Here is a 17,714-nt window from a genome sequence, read left to right as displayed (position 1 = left end):
CTAAGGTTACGGCGTTTTTCTTAAGCTATTATTTATGGTGATTATACCAGTTGTTTTTCAAGTTTACCGGACAATACCGATTTTGGCACTGCACCGATTTGTTTGTCAACAATTTCTCCGTTTTTGAAGAATAATAAAGCAGGGATATTACGGATACCGTATTTCATTGATATACCTGGGTTATTGTCAACATTAACTTTACCTACAACGGCTTTACCGTCATATTCTTTTGCTATATCCTCTACAACCGGGCCAACCATACGACATGGACCACACCATTCTGCCCAAAAGTCAACTAATACCGGTTTATCTGAGTTTAACACAAGCTGTTCGAAGTTTGCGTCAGTAATTTCTAAAGCCATGATTTTCTTTATTTAATATTCAACAAATATATACTATTCAAATTACTTGCCACAAGAGCAAGTATGACAATGTGACAATTAAATTATCCGAATGTTTTCTTTTGACAAAGAGTGGCGATTGATCTCGGATTTCGGATGTTCGATTTCGGATTTAGTATTTCTCCCATTTATTAATTCTGAAATCGAACATCCGAAATCCGAAATCCCTAATACTCCGTTTTATTAATATTTTCTTCCCATTGTTTAAATGCTGTTAAAGCCTCATTTCGCATCAATTGCTCAACGGGTAGTTTGCGTTTGTCCATCGGGAGGTCTAACTCATCGTAAATAAAATGGTCATCGAAACCTATCGCAGCTGCATCTGCTTTGGTATTGGCGTAGTAGATCTTATCTATACGGGCCCAATAAATAGCTCCAAGGCACATGGGGCAAGGTTCGCAGCTGGTATATATCACGCAACCCTCTAAATTAAAGGTATTTAATTGCTGACAAGCTAACCGAATAGCAGACACTTCGGCATGTGCTGTGGGATCATTTGTGGGCACAACTTTATTGGCGCTGGCGGCTATAATTTCGCCTTTTTTAACCACTACAGCGCCGAACGGACCACCTAGTCCTTCCTGCACATTTTTTACAGACAGCTCAATTGCCAGCTGCATAAATTTATCGTGTTGTGTAGTTTCCATTTTTGTAAATATAAAAGCGGGATCAAATGTAAAGTTTAAAAGTTTTAAACACATTGTACATTTTTAAACAAAAGCGCCGGCTGTAGGGTACAGTCCGGCGCCTAACACACACTCAATAGTCGCTGTTATCCCCTCATTATATTGGCGGCTTTACCGTCCCAATCCGGGAATAAAAGTTTATCATTATTAATTCGCAGGTGCTTATCGGCTACATTGCTAAATACACTTCTAAAATCTGTGGTTACGGCTAAATCGCGGCCGTCTTCCAGGTTTTCATTAGCGAGGGGTTTAATGTCGCCATAAACCTGCCCTCCTATTACACGGTTACTTAAAATAAAATTGCACGATGCCCGGCCGTGGTCGGTACCGCCGGTTCCGTTCTGATGTACGGTGCGGCCAAACTCGGTCATGGTCATCACGGTTACATCGTCTTGATAAGCTTCCAGATCATTCCAAAATGCCATCATGCTATTGCTCAAATCGGCTACGTTTCGGGAAAAAATGCCATTATCAGTACCTTGGTTAAAGTGCGTATCCCAACCGTTAGATTCGGCAAAGGCCATCTCCAACCCAACATCCATTTTAATTAACTGAGCAATCTGTTTTAACGAATTACCCAATGGCGAATTTGGATAAATGGCATTATTAGCCGGTTTATAATTACGCACATCGGTTTTCTGTAGCATTTTAACGGCGTCAAAACTTTCCTTACCGGTTTGCTTTAACAAGTTTGAGGAAGTTTGATCGTACAGATCTTCGAAACTTTTGGCGGCCATGTTGGCGCCTTGTTGATTACCCCGCATTTGGATGGTAAAATCATTAAGGTTACTAATGGCTACCGATGGGTTATCGCCATACAACGATCTTGGCATGGCCGAAGTCATGCTCACAGCCGTAAAAGGCGTTATGGCATCATGGCCCAGCAAACCAACGGCACGGTTTAACCAGCCGCTTGAGGTACCCTTGTTAAACGGCGTGCCCGATTCCATATAATCCTGCGCATCAAAATGCGAACGGGTAGTATTTGGCGAACCAATACCGTGCACTATGCCCAATCGTTTTTCGCGAAACATGGGTTCAAAGGCGCTCATAGACGGATGCAAACCAAAATGCCCATCCAGATCTATCAACGAAACTCCGTTACCTTTAGCTGCCGACATAAATAGATTAGGGCGTGCTGCCTGTAGGTATTGATCAGTAAAAGGCGTTACGGCCATCAATCCGTCCATTGCTCCCCGTTGAAAGATGCAGACCAGCGTCTTCGCTTTTTTGTAAGGAGCCAGGAACTTATCACTTGCGGCAGCTTCAGCAACAAATGCGGGGATGCCGCCCATTAGGCCTACACCTAAAAGACTTAACCCACCTGCCTTTAAAAAACCTCTTCTTGATAACATAATCGTATATCTTTAAAAGTTAACGTCGTTGATATTCCGGCGAGCCGATAATTACCCCTACCACTTGAGCCAGCATCGTATTATTGCCAGCCGCCATTTGCAGCGGCTCGCTATTCCCCTTTCGCAGTAAAGCAGGTGTTTTGCCATCCATTTCATCTCCGGTTTTAGCCATAGCCTGTATATCGGTATTTGATGGTGTTTTAGCACTGGCCTCGTCTACCTTTTTTACCAATTCAGGATCGTTAAGCATAGGGGTTAAACGCTTAATGGTTTCGTCGAGGTTGCGTTGGGGCATAATCAATTTACTATAGGTAACTAAGGCGGCCTGCGCACTCTCGGGCTCATGGTGGTTATTCAGAGCTGCCAGATCAACCGTAACACCTGGTATGCGGTTCGACGCTATAGCCAGGCCGAAGTTCATGCGATTTAACAAAGCACCGGTATTTATCCAGTATTGGCCTTTATCAGGGAAGCCGGTCGGCGCCTGGTAGTAGTATATCTTTTCGCCCATTTTGCTTATCCAGGTAAACAGCTGATAAGGCTGCTTAATGTCGGCATGCAGGGCACGCACAGCACCAATGGTAAGCTCAAACGGAGATTTGGTTTTCTCGCGCAAGGCCGACGCACTCCAAAATTCAGGCGACGAAACCATCGTAATCAGCACTTGCTTGATGTCGCCGTCACGCTCTGTAAAGGTTTTGGTCATTTTATCTATCAGGCTTTGCGGAGGGTTATCGCTTACGAACCTCACAGCCAGCTTACGCGATATAAATTTTGCGGTCGACTGGCTATGCGCCAGCATGTTAAGTAAGTCTACCCCTTCCTGATAGCCGCCATTGGAGCCGAAGTGTTTACCAAGCACCACTTTCTCGGCGCGGTCGTGGCGGTTAGGGTTAAATAAAAAATCGCCATCATGTACAAAGCCCCTATTTGCCAGTTGTTCGGGCGTAAAACGTTCGAAAAGATTTTTTGCAACGTTACCGTAAGTTCCCATGGGGTAAACTGTCCACCCTGTAAGCACTTTGGCGGCCTGGGTAACATCTTGTTGGGTATAGCCACCATCAACACCCAAAGTGTGTAGTTCCATAACCTCGCGGGCATAATTTTCATTTAAACCCTGCGCTTTTTTTGCTTGCTGTAGTTTATTAACTAAAACGCCGCGTTTGGCAGAATCGGGTACTGCATTCTGCAGCGTCATCATCACCTGTGGTCGCAAGTTTGCTGCCTGCATATTATTGTCATTAGCTGCCGAACTGCTAAAGTTATCCAGGTAATATAGCATCGCAGGTGATTTCGCTGTTGCCAATAACAAATCGTTGAACTTGCCCAAGGCATTCGGGCGGATCACATCGCGCTCATAAGCAGGGATAAATTGCGAACAATCGTTTTTAGTGATCGAAACGTTAAAGTGGTTAAACCAAAAGCTGGTCATCACTTCCTGTAACTGGTTGTTGCTATAGGCAGCTCTTAATATTTTTTGATTAATAAACTGGCGAAACAATTCCTGTTCGGGCTTCAGACCTTTTTGAGTCATGTATGTCTGTATATCGTCTTTATATGCTTTGCGGTCTGTTTTAACAGAATCTTTATTGATAACGCTATCTTTTATCGCCATGCGCAATACCTGTGCCGGCTTGGGGTAGTTTGCTACCACTTCGGTATTGCTCAACTTCAACGCATCATACTTATTTAACAACCGGTTGAGGGAGTCGTCGGCAAGGTTGCCATTGAGTTGTTGTTGAAACCAGTTTTCAAGGCCTTCTTTTCGCACTTCATCCACTTCCTCGGGCGTTGCGCCATAAGTAAAGCGGCTCAGCAAATGCGCGGCAGCTTGTTCTTTGGTGAGTCCGGCTTTCTGATACGGAAATTTAAATGTATACCTGTTTTGAGTATCTGTAAAATACGACGACAAGGTTATTACCGCACCGACGATCAACATTACAGACAACAAATATTTGAGGGCTGATTTCATAGGCATTTTTCAAAAGCAGATTCAGAATTGTCTGACTATGAACAGCGCGGCAGGTTTAATTGGGGATGAGTCTTATTTTCAATTGATCGTTTATCGCTGTCATTTTCTCATATTCAATTTGTCATTCAGAGCGCAGCGAATAATCTTCTTAACTATGCTTAGCGGCCATACAGGGCGAAGAAGACCCTTCGCTACCGCTCTGGATGACAGGTAGGCTTAAAACACAAAAGCCGCTCCATATAATATGGAGCGGCTTTCAACCGAAAAATTTTTATTGGCTATTATTTTTTGTCTTTAGCGTAAGCGTCGTTAAGGCCTTTCAAAACGTCAGCAGTAACATCAAGGCTAGGATCGCCATATAACATGTTAGCGTTACCTTTTTGGTAAGTTAATACCAGTTTGTAGCCTTTGTCTTTAGCATATTGCTTTACGTAATCAGCAATTTTTTCATACAATTTTACCTGCTCAGCACCTTGGTCTTGTTGTACTTGTGCACCGGTATTTTGCTGATAAGCTTGTAATTCTTGCTGTTTGCTTTGTAAGTGTTTCTCTGTTGTTGCACGTGCATCAGCAGCCATAGTAGCGGCATTTTTCTGATACTCGGCAACTTCGCGTTGAAACGCCTGACCTCTTGATTGCAGATCAGCCTGGGCAGCTTTGCCTTTGGTTTCTAACCTGGCGGTCATATCCTTTACATAGTTATATTTTGTAAGGAGTGTATCCTGATTAATGTAAACAATTTCTGATTTTGCAGCAGTAGAACCTGCAGCAGGCGCTACTGTAGCGGTTGCCTTATCGGCGGTTTTGTTTTGGTTACAGGCAACAACCGCAGTTGCCAATGCAACACCTAAAGTAAGTTTTGTAAAAACCGAACTCATTTTTTCCATTCTACGTTTATAAATTTTACCGACAAAGATAAAATTTCAATCTAATTATCCTAACTATTCAAATCGCTTATTAACAGATGCTTTTTTATCCACAACACACCCCTAATGTGGCCAAAATTTCGTACTTTTGTTAGTTATTTTATTATTAACCAATGAGCGAAGAAAATCAGGACAGATCCAATTATTCAGCAGACAATATACAGGTTTTAGAAGGTTTAGAGGCGGTTCGTAAAAGACCGTCGATGTACATTGGCGATACCGGCGTTAAAGGTTTACACCACTTAGTTTATGAAGTAGTAGATAACTCAATAGATGAGGCTATGGCCGGCTATTGTGATACTATCAACGTAACTATCCATCCGGGAAATTCTATATCTGTAAAAGATAATGGCCGTGGTATCCCCACCGCTATGCACACTAAAGAAAAAAAATCGGCACTTGAGGTTGTAATGACCATCTTGCACGCCGGTGGTAAATTTGATAAAGACACTTACAAAGTATCGGGCGGTTTGCACGGTGTAGGTGTAAGTTGCGTTAATGCACTATCTATCCACTTAAAAACTAACGTTTACCGCGAAGGCAAAATATTTCAACAGGAATACGAAAAAGGTAAACCAATGTATGATGTTAAGGTGGTTGGCGAAACCGACCGTACCGGTACAACACAATGGTTTCAGCCAGATGCGGAAATCTTTACCACAACATTAGAGTATAAATATGATACCCTTGCAGCTCGTTTACGCGAACTCTCTTTCTTAAACAAGGGCATTCGCTTAACCTTAACAGACGAACGCGAAACATTAGAAGATGGCACTTTCCGTACAGAAGAGTTTTTCTCTGAAGGCGGCTTAAAAGAGTTTGTTAAGTTTTTAGATGGTACCCGTACGCCTATTATTCCCGAGCCTATTTATGTAGAAGGTAATAAACAAGGTATCCCGGTTGAATTGGCTTTGCAGTACAATGATACCTACTCTGAAAACGTACACTCTTACGTAAATAACATCAACACTATTGAGGGTGGTACCCACGTAGCAGGTTTCCGTATGGGCTTAACCCGTACGCTGAAAAGCTACGCAGATAAATCGGGCTTACTGAAAAACTTAAAAGTAGAAATTACCGGTGATGACTTCCGCGAAGGATTAACTGCTGTTATTTCTGTAAAAGTAGCCGAGCCTCAATTTGAAGGCCAAACCAAAACAAAATTGGGCAACAACGAGGTTAGTGGCGCGGTTAACGTTGCCGTAGGCGAAATTTTGTCTATCTACTTAGAAGAAAATCCGAAAGAAGCACGCCTCATCGTTAACAAGGTGATATTAGCGGCTACCGCACGTGCGGCTGCGCGTAAAGCCCGCGAAATGGTACAGCGTAAGAGCGTAATGAGCGGCTCTGGCCTTCCTGGTAAATTATCAGATTGCGCCAACAGCGACCCTGCATTATGCGAGTTATTCTTGGTTGAGGGCGACTCGGCAGGTGGAACTGCCAAACAAGGCCGTAACCGCGAATACCAGGCCATTTTACCTTTACGTGGTAAAATCCTGAACGTGGAAAAAGCCATGGAACACAAAATTTACGAGAACGAGGAGATCAAGAACATGTTTACCGGTTTAGGTGTAAGCATCGGTACTCCTGAGGATGATAAAGCACTTAACCTTACCAAGCTTCGTTACCACAAAATTGTGATCATGACGGATGCCGACGTTGACGGTTCGCACATTACAACGTTGATCTTAACCTTCTTCTTCCGCTACATGAAAGAGCTGGTTGAGTTTGGTTACGTTTACATTGCTACCCCACCACTTTACATGGTAAAAAAAGGTAAAGAGTTTGAATATTGCTGGACGGATGAGCAACGTGATGCCGCTGTACAACGCTTAAAAGGCGCTGGTAAAGAGGATAGCGTACACATACAACGTTACAAAGGTTTGGGTGAGATGAATGCCGAGCAATTATGGGAAACCACTATGGACCCTGCCCGCCGTACCCTTCGCCAGGTAAGCATTGAAAATGCTGCCGAGTGCGACCATACGTTCTCTATGCTGATGGGCGACGAAGTTGCCCCTCGCCGCGAGTTTATTGAGAAAAACGCGAAATACGCCCGCATCGACGTATAATTGCAGATCATATTTTAAGCAAGAGAAAAGCCTTCAGTAATGAAGGCTTTTTTCGTTTACGGTTCTTTTTACGTTACAAGTAAACAGCCAGGTATGGAATCTAACGATCCAACTTCGGGCAATAAAATGACTTTTAAGTACTGAAAAGTGGTGTATCGGCATTTCTACACCGATTAACAATTTCTAATAACCATCTAAAAATCAACCACATAAATAAGTCCATTTAAACAAAATGACTTTTAAGTAGGAACACAGTGGTGCATGTGGTGCATTGCACCACTGCACCACCAATTTAGGATTCAATATTAGTCGTTAAATCCACAACTTAATTTTAGCGAAAAGCATAACGGGAAATTTACAAACCAAATTATCTTTCTAAGATGCCTAAAACCAACAATTGTAGATTTATTCAGAATATTCATTACAAGTTACAACACACTATTGCATACTTTTTGTATTATATTTAGAGATGAGTTAACCTAAAATTAAATAGCCTAAAGCCTGCTGTCTTGAGATACTTTTTTACATCTTTTCTGTTACTGATAATTTTTACGGGCAATGCAGCTACAAGAAATAGTGCTGTAGATAGCCTGCTAAAATTACTCGGCCCAAAAGACAGGCTCAAAGCCGACACTTTAACTATAAACAGGTTAAATCTGCTTTCCGAAAACTACTTTCAATCTACGCCAGATAGCGCCTATTATTACGCACAAAAAAGTATCTCCCTATCGCGCAGCATCAAATATGATAAAGGCCTGGCTAACGGCCTGCTGCAAAGTGCGCACGTAGATTATTTTAAAGGCCGTACCACTGAAGCAAAGCAACAATTGGATGAGGCGATTGCCATCTTTAAAAAATTAAACGACATAAAAGGGCAAATTGCCTGTTACCAGGCTTATGGTGGCATGTATACTTTAATTGCCGACTATGAGCTGGCCCTTAAATATTTAAACCTGGCTGTAAACCTTAATAAGGACAACGGCAACGAGCTACTACAAACCAATCTGTATAAGGGCCTTGGCAACGTATACTTTAGCCGTGGCGAACTTTCTAAAGCGCTCGACTACTATTATAAGGGGCTCTTTATTGCAATCAAGAATCATTACGCGCTATTATCTGGTAATTTGTATAACAATATTGGTGCGGTGTTGCAAAACATGGAGGTTTATCCGAATGCACTCGTTCATTTTAAAAAAGCGCTAAATCTGCTACAAGGCACCGATAACATACAGGCGCTGGGCACCATTAACCAAAACATTGGCGAAATATTATTGGCGCAAAACGACTACGACGGCGCTATTCGATATTTAAATACAGCCAACAAAATTGTAAATACCCAAAATGATAAAGATGGCCTAAGTTCTGTTTACACCGACCTGGGGCTAGCCTATGCCGCTAAAAACGATTTTGCGAGGGCTAACAGTTATATAGATACTTCCTTACAAATTGCGCGCAAATTCAAAATAGTTTACAACCAGGCGTATGCGCTCGTGGGGTTGGCTAACCTGTATAATCAACAGCACGAATACCAAAAAGCTTACGGATATGCATTGGAAGGCCAGCAATTGTCGGTTAAACTGGGCAATTTGGCCGTAAAGGCCAGTGCAGCCTTACAAATGAGCAAGGCCTTAGCGGGTTTGGGCAAAAATGCCGACGCCTACCAATATTTAAATCAATACATCAACCTCAAAGAGCAGTTGAAAAGTAATGAGAGTATCGAGAAATCTACATCCTACAACTTCGAACTTACCTTTGCGCTTAAAGAACGGCAGCTGAAACAACATCAGCACGAACGCGAAATGCTATTTCAGCAGCGTTCACAAAGGCAGCGTTTGGTTATTGCCATATTTCTGATCATTATTGTGGGGATGTTGTTAACCATCTGGATCTATTACCGCGAGAAGAAACGTCAGAAGGAAATCAACACCAAACTGGAGCTTAAAAACACAGAGGTACTGCATCAAAAAACCGATCTCGATGAGCAGGCAAAAAAACTAAACGAGCTTAATCATTTAAAAGACAGACTTATTGCGATACTTGCTCACGATCTGCGCGCACCGCTGAGTACCTTAAAAGGCTTGTTTTATTTATTAAGGGATAGTAGTATTACCCACCAGGAAATGCTAGACATGCTGCCCGCCGTGCTTAAGCAACTCGACTATACCTCAGATTTTCTCGACACGCTTTTGTTTTGGGTAAACAGCCAGATGGAGAGCTTTGACATCACACTTAAACCTTTCTCGGTATCCGAACTGGTTTTAAATGAAATTGATAACTACCGCGATGAGGCTCAAAAAAAAGGGATTGGTTTTGTGACCGATGTTGCCGAAAACCTGACCGCCACAGCAGATCCGAATTCGATCCGCATTGTGGTAAGGAACCTGATCACCAACGCCATTAAATTTTCGCACCGCGACGATAACATCGAAATATCAGCCGAGGAGAAAGAAGGTAAGGTAATAGTTAAGATCAAAGATCATGGCATTGGCATGTCGAAGGAGCAGTTGAATAAGCTGTTTAAAAGCCGTATGGATAGCATAGCCGGCACACAGAACGAATCGGGCACGGGCATGGGATTGCTCTTTTGTAAAGACCTGATCGAGAAATGTAATGGAGAAATTGAGGTTGAAAGCAAACCCGGTATTGGTACCGAATTTACGTTCACAATTCCGGTTAAGTGTAAATAGTTAAGCTTTAACCTGCTTTTACTATGAGTCTGTAAGTTTAAGAATCGAAGACTAATTTACTAATTCAGAAAGGTAGAAAAGTTCTTTCCCTGGGTTCCAATTGGGGTTGCAGATAAATCCTTTTTTTACAATCTCGTCAAACTTACCTTGCATAAAGGCCTCTTCGGTAAGGTTTTTATAAACCGACTTTTTTGACATCAGCCAATACTCCCTTAATCTATAAAGGTCAAAGCCGTCGCAGCGGTTATTGGGCCCGAAGTCGACATCAATGCCGCCATTTTCAAATTCAAAATAGCAACCGTTTCCGTGAAATGTAAAGTGTATTCCATCGGGCAGGTTTCCTTGCTCAGGTATAGCGTTACTTCTATTTTGTGAAGTTAAAGACGTGTCCCCCTCAACATCATAAAAGTCTTTTAGCGAACCACACATGTAGGTTGAACACGAAACGTAGTCGTTAATTAAATCCAATAGTTCGTTTACCATGATTTCAGTTCTAGACGGATCGGCAATCATTATCTTTTAAATAGTTTTAAATGCAAAGCAGGGCAAAAACACGCGCATACATGTTCTAACACAGGTATACGGTATTGCCCGCCATTAGGGTTCATTTTTTTAAAAATTATTACAACTTTTAGCTATATCAATCGCAAAGGCAAGCTAATGCTATAATCGCATTTTTCACAACTTTTAACTAAAGTTTTTTCAACATTTTGCTTTTTTTCCACTAATTAAGCTACAAACATCTAATAAAAACGGAAAATAGAGCGTAAGATTGTAAATGATTTATTAATTTGTTATACAAACCAATAAATCATTGAGAGTTTTTGCTTCCCTGCTTTTATTACTTCTCATAAATATCTGCAATGCGCATCCTTCGGCCGACATTCCGGATTGCGTTGAAGCAACTTTAATTAGCCAGGTAAACAATTTTTGTTCAGCGGATGCTCAGTATGCTACTACCGCCGCTAAACCTACCTATTGGTTTAAATTTGTAGCCACCAAATACGATGTTAATATTACTGTTTCGGGGGCGACTTTGGCTTCACCGGAAATTACTTTATCTGCAGATTGTAGCGGCACGCAGTTGCCCGGAACTTCAACTATTACAGACAATGTAACGAGCTTTTATAAGGGAGGTTTAATTGTAGGCGCCACTTATTACATTGCTGTGAGCAGCAGCAGCGGAGTACCAGGCAGTTTTAAATTATGCATTAACAATTACAACCCTGTTTTACAAGCTGGCCAAGATTATGCAACTGCATTACTGCTTTGCAGCACGCAAACCATTTCGCAAAGTAAGGTTAGCGGGGCGGGCAACAACAATAACGAAAGCATGGGTACATGCCTTGATAACCCCGGACAAGCCAACGAGCAAAACACCGTTTGGTACAAATGGAAGGCGGCAAATAGCGGCAACCTCGTATTTACCTTAACCCCAAATAAAAAAACAGATGATCTTGATTTTGTATTGTATGACCTCGGGTTAACCGACGATGAGGCAAATATTAATGCCGTAAACGCCGTTAGGTGTGCTGCCGGAAGTGGCGTTAGCTGCAACTCCGGACCATCTTATTATAAAACAGGGTTGGATTTTCACGACTTTGACCTTAGCGAACCTGGCGGTTGCGGCGCGGGCCAAAATGGCAAAGTTGAATACCTTACCTTGCAGCAAGGCCATTACTATGCCTTGCTCGTTAACAACTTTGTGAGTCAAAACAGCGGCTTTACGCTCGAATTTGCAGATCAGGAAGGTGTTAGGGGCGACGCTGTATTTGCAGGGCCTAAGGCCGCTATAGACCAGGTTTCTTTAAATAGCTGTGAACCTAAACAGAGCTTTGTTTTTACCAGCCAAGCTACTAACTACGAGAGTTTAAAATGGAATTTTGGGGCTGATGCCAGTATAACATCTGCGAACGGGATTGGGCCCTATACCATAACCTATACAACACCTGGACCGAAAACAGTTACGCTGGAAGCCTCTACAGCTAATGGCTGCATTGATGTTGACTTTAAAACCTTTAATGTAGGCCAAAAGCCAACACCTCCGCAAATAATTGCAAACAAACCAAGCTTTTGCCTGCAAGACAATTTGGTATTGAGCGCCAGTCAACAACCGGGTGACACCTATTTATGGACTGGCCCCAATAACTTCACTTCCGATTCGCCGGAGGTTAATATACCGATAACCAGCAAGCAACAAGCAGGCGTTTATAAGCTATATTTAACGAGAGGCGGCTGTACCAGCGACCCTTCCAGCATAACTATACCCGAAATATACGACGCCCCTCAAGCCTCCTTTTATACCGAACCGGCCGCGCCCGCCAAGCTGTCTATCCCGGCGATTGTGAAATTTTACAACCAATCTACCGATGCAGATAGCTATTTGTGGGATTTTGGGGACGGCGTAACATCTTCTGATTTTAGTCCCCAACATAGCTATGGTGTTAAGGGTACTTATAAAGTTACCCTCACCGCATTTAAACAATCCGCTTGTTCTGCATCGATAACCAAGGGCGACTACATACTTTTGGATGGAGGCGGCCTTCTGATCCCTAATACATTTACTCCCAACGGAGATGGAATTAACGATGAGTTTATAGTGTCGCTTACTGATCTTGTCAATTATAATATCCGCATCTTTAGCCGATATGGCGAAACACTGTTCCAGTCGCAAAGTACATTTAACAGTTGGGATGGCAACTTTCATGGCAGCCCTGTACCTGTAGGCGTTTATTATTACGTAATTAAAGCTGCAGACCTTAGGGGAAATCCGGTAGACCGTTCGGGCTATGTTACCGTAATTAGATAACATAGAGAGGAAAGTTATTGAGCGAATTTACGACTTGCGACCAATGCCTATTATTCTATCGTTACACCATTTCCCGCTCAAAAATCTCCTCTATCATTTTGATTTGCTCAGCATAGATCGTTTTTTTCCTGGTGCCGAAGTATAGGGTATTCTCTATGATATTATTGCCTTGCCAAAGTATTTTAATGTGGCCGGCCTCAAGTTCTTTTTTAGAGAGAAAATCGGGCACTACGGCTACGCCGGTACCGTTACTGAGGCAACGAATAATAGAACCCATGTTAGGTACAATGTAGTTGGGCTTAAAATCGGGGCGTTTGCCAAAGTTGGCATGCCAGAATCTGCGCAAATGTTCCATATCACTTGTAGTACCGTACCACTTTTGTTGTATCAGCCAGTCGTGAATGCCTTTAACGTCCTTTGCTGTATCTAAATTATCAAAATCTTGGGTGGCGGTTTCGGAGCCTGCAATAACCACTATTTTCTCCTTAGAAAAAGCTTTGTACTCCAAGCCTTTGTAATCGCCTTTTTGCGGGGTGATGATCATGTCCAAAACGCCCGAATCCAAGTCGCTCAACATTTCCGGGTATTCGCCAAATTTGATAAAGACGTTAAAAGGCAGCGTAGGCAGGTACGATTCCAGCGTAAACTGAAATGTTTCGAAACACATACCAATGCTAATGGTCGGTATATCCTTTTCCGTGCTTTTATGAAAATGGCGCTCGGCATCCTCCAGTTTACAAATGGCCTCCTGCACATAGTTATACAGGATCTTGCCACGTTCGGTAGACACCATTTTGCGCGAAGTACGGTCGAACAGCTTATAACCGACATAGGTTTCTAACGAACTGAGATGGAGGCTTACGCCAGGTTGCGAAATAAACAGAGCCTCGGCCGCACCGGTTAGCGAACCAGTTTCATATATAGCCTTAAACGTGCGAAACCATTCTAAATTTACCATAACCTATCTATCATAATTATAATACAAATCTATGATTTATATTATTTTAATAGTAGAAACTATGCAAGTATTTTTGCTTCAACAATAAACACAGAAAATAAGATGAAGAATATATTTGTAATAAACGGCGGTCAGGTATTCGCTCATTCCGGCGGAAAATTTAACAGATCGTTGCTTGATGCTACCGTTGCATTTTTTGAAGATCAGTCCGATTTCAATGTACGTTATACTGATATTAACGATGGCTACGATGCTCAACAAGAGGCCGAGAGCTATAAATGGGCCGATGTAATTATTTATCACACCCCAATATGGTGGTTTCAGTTACCTAATGAGTTTAAGAAGTATATAGATGAGGTATTTACCGCTGGCTACAATAATGGCATTTATAAAAGCGATGGCAGATCATCAGTCAATCCGGCTATTAACTATGGCACCGGGGGATTAATGCACGGAAAGCATTACATGGTAACCTCATCATGGAATGCCCCCGAAGAAGCTTTTACCCTACCGGGCGAATTCTTTAACCAAAAAAGTGTGGACGAAGGAGTATTATTTGGCTTCCACCGCATGAACGCCTTTACCGGGATGACACCGCTGGACAGCATCCATTTTCACGATGTGATGAAAAATCCGGATATTGAAAATATAATGGCGCGTTACCGTGCACACTTAAACAATTTATTTATTAAAAACGAACAACATGAGCCTTCATCTAACAGCGTTATTGAAATGTAAAGCCGGCCAGGCCGAAGCCGCAAAACCCCTATTATTATATCTGGTTGCTGCATCGGTGCGAGAAGAAGCCTGCCTGCAATATGAACTTTACCAGGATAGCGAAGACGAAAACCTTTTCATTTTTCACGAAACCTGGAAAGATGCCGAAAGCTTAAAACTACATACCGAGCAACCGCACTACCAAAAATTTGGTAAAGAAGTTGGCCCGCTATTAGATGGGCCGGTAGCCCTGCATAAAACACAACGATTGAAATAATTAAACCGAAGATCCCGTCAGCATAACTGGCGGGATCTTTTTATTTGCGGCAGAGCCGTTGCAGTAAATTAGTGTGCTGTGGATAAAGGTTGGCAAGCGTTTGTAGTTCGGCCATCTCAAATTCCGCAAAGTCGAAACCCGGTGCTACGGCACAACTTACCAATGTAAAGCCACTACATGACGGTATTTCGGCAGCAAACCAAATTCCTGCTTCTATAACGACCGAGAGATTACCCTCGGCCGTATCCGAAAGTTGATGTAATGTATAAATTCCATCCTCACTAATAGCGTGAATAGCCATTGGCCAACCTTTATGAAAATACCAGATCTCGTCGGAAGCTAAACGATGGAAAGCTGAAAAATCATTACTTTCCAGCAAATAGTAAATTGACGTGCAAGCATTCTTCTTCGTCAGCGACGAATCCTTTGATACTTTTATACCCGACCGGAAAACTTCTTTATAAAAACCTCCTTCAGGGTGAGGTTGTAAACCCAAATGCTTTATCCAATAAGCCGAACTATTACTATCCATGCAGGCAATTTATCAAGAATTAAGCAACACTATCAAAACGGATACCCAATAGCTAAGTTAAATATCCCATTCCTAAGTTTTGGTGTAACCCAATTGCTCCCCTCCTGCCATGGGCGTAGTACAGGGATCCCGTAATCGGTGCGGATTATCAATACCGTTACATCAAAGCGTAAACCGAAGCCGATGTCGCCGGCCAATTGCTTGTAGAAGTTTTTTCCAAAGGTGTCCTGACCCGGTGCGGGGTTACCTTGTCCATCTCTTAAATCCTGGTGATTTAAGTTCCAAACGTTACCTGCATCTACAAATAATGCGCCGTTAACAATACTGAAAAGCTTTGTACGATACTCTACGTTTGCCTCGAGTTTAATATCACCAGATTCGTCTGGCAAAAAGCTGTTGCCACCCACATAGTAATAAGGATCAATAGTACCAGGCCCTACAGAACGCGCCCTGAAACCTCGTAAACTGTTGGCACCACCGGTATAAAATTGTTGAGTGTAAGGCAAATTGGTTGAGTTGCCGTAAGCTAAACCAAACCCGCCAAATACGCGTGTTGCAATCTTGCTATTCGGCCCAAGTTTATGAAAGTATCTAAACTCGTTCTCCAATTTTACATATTGATCGAATGGCAATCCGAAAAACTTTTTCTGTTCGCCATCTTTCTTCACGTCGGCGCCACTTAGTATCCCGTATAGATTATTAGAAAGGCTTATTTTTCCGTAGTACAAAATTGAGTTTGTACGGTAAGTATCTACGGTATTATCATAGGTGTAACTATAGCTTGGTCCCCAGGTAAACTGCGGATCGATAACGTGCTGCAAAGTAGGATTACCCGTATTTCTGATACTATCCATATACAAGGCAGTTACATTACGCGGGTGAGTATAAGTTACTTCAAGCAAATTAAGTCCATGTGTTTTGTATTGACTTTGTTTCCATTGGTAGCCAAATGCACCATTGTATGAGTCTAAAGTATACAGCTGGCTACGGATAATCAATGACCCACCCAAGCTTAAAATAGTACGTGGTATGTATGCGTTATCGGCCTTAAATCGGAACGGACTAACAAAGCGTGGCCAGCTTAGCGACGTTTTTAAACCCACCTGTGACACCGCATACCCGCCATTTGATTGGCCTACCTGACCATCGGTACTACCAAAGGCCGTAACGGTTAACAACTCACCACCTTTGAAAGCGTTACGGTTGCGCCAACTTACACTGGCCTGGATACCATTGTAACTTGCCGAGGTAGTACGCCCTAGTAAATCAAACGAAATCGATTTTCGTGGGTACTGCGTTAACTGGTAAAACACGTTTAGTTTTGGCGAATCTGTAGATACATCTTCAAACCTGTTTTTAACAAATTTAAACGGGCCCAATTCAACAAAACGATTTAAGGATTTGGTATGATCGGTACGATTGTAAACTTCGCCGGGATGCAGCAATACGGTGTTTTTAAACACCCATGGCTTAACAGTTTGGCGCTTGCCTTGTACAATGTTGTACCAACGGTAACTAATGGCCGAGTCGAGCTTTAAAGCCGTATCGCGCAGGGTATAATTAGGATAAACATAAATTTTGTTGATGGTATAAATAGTTCGGGCCTTGTCTGGGGTTTCCTCTTTAAGCTTCACAAACATATCAACCTGATGACCCTCAATGGTACTATCTACCCTCACTTTAATATCCTCTGGGGCGAAATAGAAAAACCCTTTTTCTTTCAAGCGAGCATCAATGCGCAGGCGTTCGTTTTTAATTACATCGAGGTCGTAGTTGTCGCCTACTTTTAACAGCGATTCTTTAGCTGTGCCTGCAATAGCTGTGTCGATACTCTCGGTACCTGTTGGAAATACCACTTTTCTAATCTTATAATTCGGACCGGTGTTGGCGGTGTAAACAGCTTTTGCCGTGCGACCTTTGGGGATCGTATCGCCCGTTACCTGTGCCTGAAAATAGCTTAGGTTTTGTAAGCGATTGGCCAGTATCTGGCTGTTTTTGTCAAGGTCAACATCACTTACAAACACAGGTGGCTGCCCTTTTCGGTGCAACCAGGCTCTAAAGCCTTTAGTTTTGGTGGTTTGGGTAATATTCCACAAATATAAGCTTGGGCGCAAGCCTAAAAACGAACTATTGGGTTTAGGCCGAAGCAGTGCCTCCAACTGTGTGGTTAACAATTTCGAGTCGCTTTTTTTAATGTCCTTGTTAACAATTTTAACCTGGCCGCCAGTATACAATTTCTCTCCCTTAGGCAAGTATTTAGTATTACTGCACGCGTTTAATACAATAGCAAACAGAAGTATATATGATAGATTTTTAGTCATG

14 protein-coding genes are annotated in these 17,714 nt (G+C 42.4%); 5 read left to right on the top strand and 9 right to left on the bottom strand.

The window, feature by feature from the left end:
- Positions 1–41: 41 nt before the first annotated feature.
- From trxA to GSY63_RS03720, 5 genes are all read right to left on the bottom strand, one after another.
- Positions 42–362, bottom strand: a complete 321-nt coding sequence (gene trxA / locus GSY63_RS03740) for a thioredoxin (RefSeq protein WP_166584485.1) — start codon at positions 360–362, stop codon at positions 42–44.
- Positions 363–568: 206 nt separating this feature from the next.
- Complete coding sequence (locus GSY63_RS03735; RefSeq protein WP_166584484.1) at positions 569–1,048, bottom strand: nucleoside deaminase; 480 nt, start codon at positions 1,046–1,048, stop codon at positions 569–571.
- Between the two features lie 125 nt (positions 1,049–1,173).
- Complete coding sequence (locus tag GSY63_RS03730; RefSeq protein WP_166584483.1) at positions 1,174–2,442, bottom strand: DUF1501 domain-containing protein; 1,269 nt, start codon at positions 2,440–2,442, stop codon at positions 1,174–1,176.
- 19 nt (positions 2,443–2,461) lie between these two features.
- On the bottom strand, positions 2,462–4,414 hold the full coding sequence (locus GSY63_RS03725) for a DUF1800 domain-containing protein (RefSeq protein WP_166584482.1): 1,953 nt from the start codon (positions 4,412–4,414) through the stop codon (positions 2,462–2,464).
- Positions 4,415–4,695: 281 nt separating this feature from the next.
- Complete coding sequence (locus tag GSY63_RS03720) at positions 4,696–5,292, bottom strand: OmpH family outer membrane protein (RefSeq protein WP_243749148.1); 597 nt, start codon at positions 5,290–5,292, stop codon at positions 4,696–4,698.
- 161 nt (positions 5,293–5,453) lie between these two features.
- On the opposite strand from GSY63_RS03720, the gene gyrB reads away from it, so the two are divergent.
- Both gyrB and GSY63_RS03710 read left to right on the top strand, forming a co-directional pair.
- A complete protein-coding gene (gyrB, locus tag GSY63_RS03715; protein ID WP_166584480.1) occupies positions 5,454–7,412 on the top strand; it encodes a DNA topoisomerase (ATP-hydrolyzing) subunit B in 1,959 nt (652 codons plus the stop codon).
- A 509-nt stretch (positions 7,413–7,921) separates the two neighbouring features.
- Entirely contained in the window at positions 7,922–10,099 is a 2,178-nt protein-coding gene (locus tag GSY63_RS03710; RefSeq protein ID WP_166584479.1) for an ATP-binding protein, read from the top strand.
- A gap of 51 nt (positions 10,100–10,150) precedes the next feature.
- Here GSY63_RS03710 and GSY63_RS03705 read toward each other — a convergent pair whose 3' ends face one another.
- Positions 10,151–10,582 (bottom strand): DUF6896 domain-containing protein, encoded by a 432-nt coding sequence (locus GSY63_RS03705; protein ID WP_166584478.1) that lies wholly within the window; start codon positions 10,580–10,582, stop codon positions 10,151–10,153.
- Between the two features lie 331 nt (positions 10,583–10,913).
- Between GSY63_RS03705 and GSY63_RS03700 the strand changes: the two genes are divergently transcribed.
- Complete coding sequence (locus GSY63_RS03700) at positions 10,914–12,908, top strand: T9SS type B sorting domain-containing protein (RefSeq protein ID WP_166584477.1); 1,995 nt, start codon at positions 10,914–10,916, stop codon at positions 12,906–12,908.
- Positions 12,909–12,969: 61 nt separating this feature from the next.
- Here the strand turns inward: GSY63_RS03700 and GSY63_RS03695 are convergent, their stop codons facing one another.
- The gene (locus GSY63_RS03695; protein WP_166584476.1) at positions 12,970–13,866 is read right to left on the bottom strand and encodes a LysR family transcriptional regulator; all 897 of its coding nucleotides are present in this window, start codon (positions 13,864–13,866) and stop codon (positions 12,970–12,972) included.
- Positions 13,867–13,968: 102 nt separating this feature from the next.
- On the opposite strand from GSY63_RS03695, the gene GSY63_RS03690 reads away from it, so the two are divergent.
- Together GSY63_RS03690 and GSY63_RS03685 are read left to right on the top strand one after the other, a co-directional pair.
- Positions 13,969–14,604 carry an NAD(P)H-dependent oxidoreductase gene (locus GSY63_RS03690; RefSeq protein ID WP_166584475.1) on the top strand — a complete coding sequence of 212 codons (636 nt, stop codon included), beginning with the start codon at positions 13,969–13,971 and terminating at the stop codon, positions 14,602–14,604.
- The gene (locus tag GSY63_RS03685) at positions 14,570–14,860 is read left to right on the top strand and encodes a putative quinol monooxygenase (protein ID WP_166584474.1); all 291 of its coding nucleotides are present in this window, start codon (positions 14,570–14,572) and stop codon (positions 14,858–14,860) included. Before GSY63_RS03690 ends, GSY63_RS03685 begins: the two co-directional genes overlap by 35 nt.
- Positions 14,861–14,900: 40 nt before the next feature.
- Here the strand turns inward: GSY63_RS03685 and GSY63_RS03680 are convergent, their stop codons facing one another.
- On the bottom strand, positions 14,901–15,392 hold the full coding sequence (locus GSY63_RS03680) for a cupin domain-containing protein (protein ID WP_166584473.1): 492 nt from the start codon (positions 15,390–15,392) through the stop codon (positions 14,901–14,903).
- A gap of 32 nt (positions 15,393–15,424) precedes the next feature.
- Positions 15,425–17,713, bottom strand: coding sequence for a translocation and assembly module lipoprotein TamL (gene tamL / locus GSY63_RS03675; RefSeq protein WP_166584472.1), 2,289 nt, complete (start codon positions 17,711–17,713; stop codon positions 15,425–15,427).
- Between the last annotated feature and the right edge of the window lies 1 nt (position 17,714).

The organism is Mucilaginibacter agri (assembly GCF_009928685.1).
GTDB lineage: Bacteria > Bacteroidota > Bacteroidia > Sphingobacteriales > Sphingobacteriaceae > Mucilaginibacter > Mucilaginibacter agri.
Note: the sequence above shows the minus strand (reverse complement) of the source record. Positions and strands in the feature narration are given on the sequence as shown.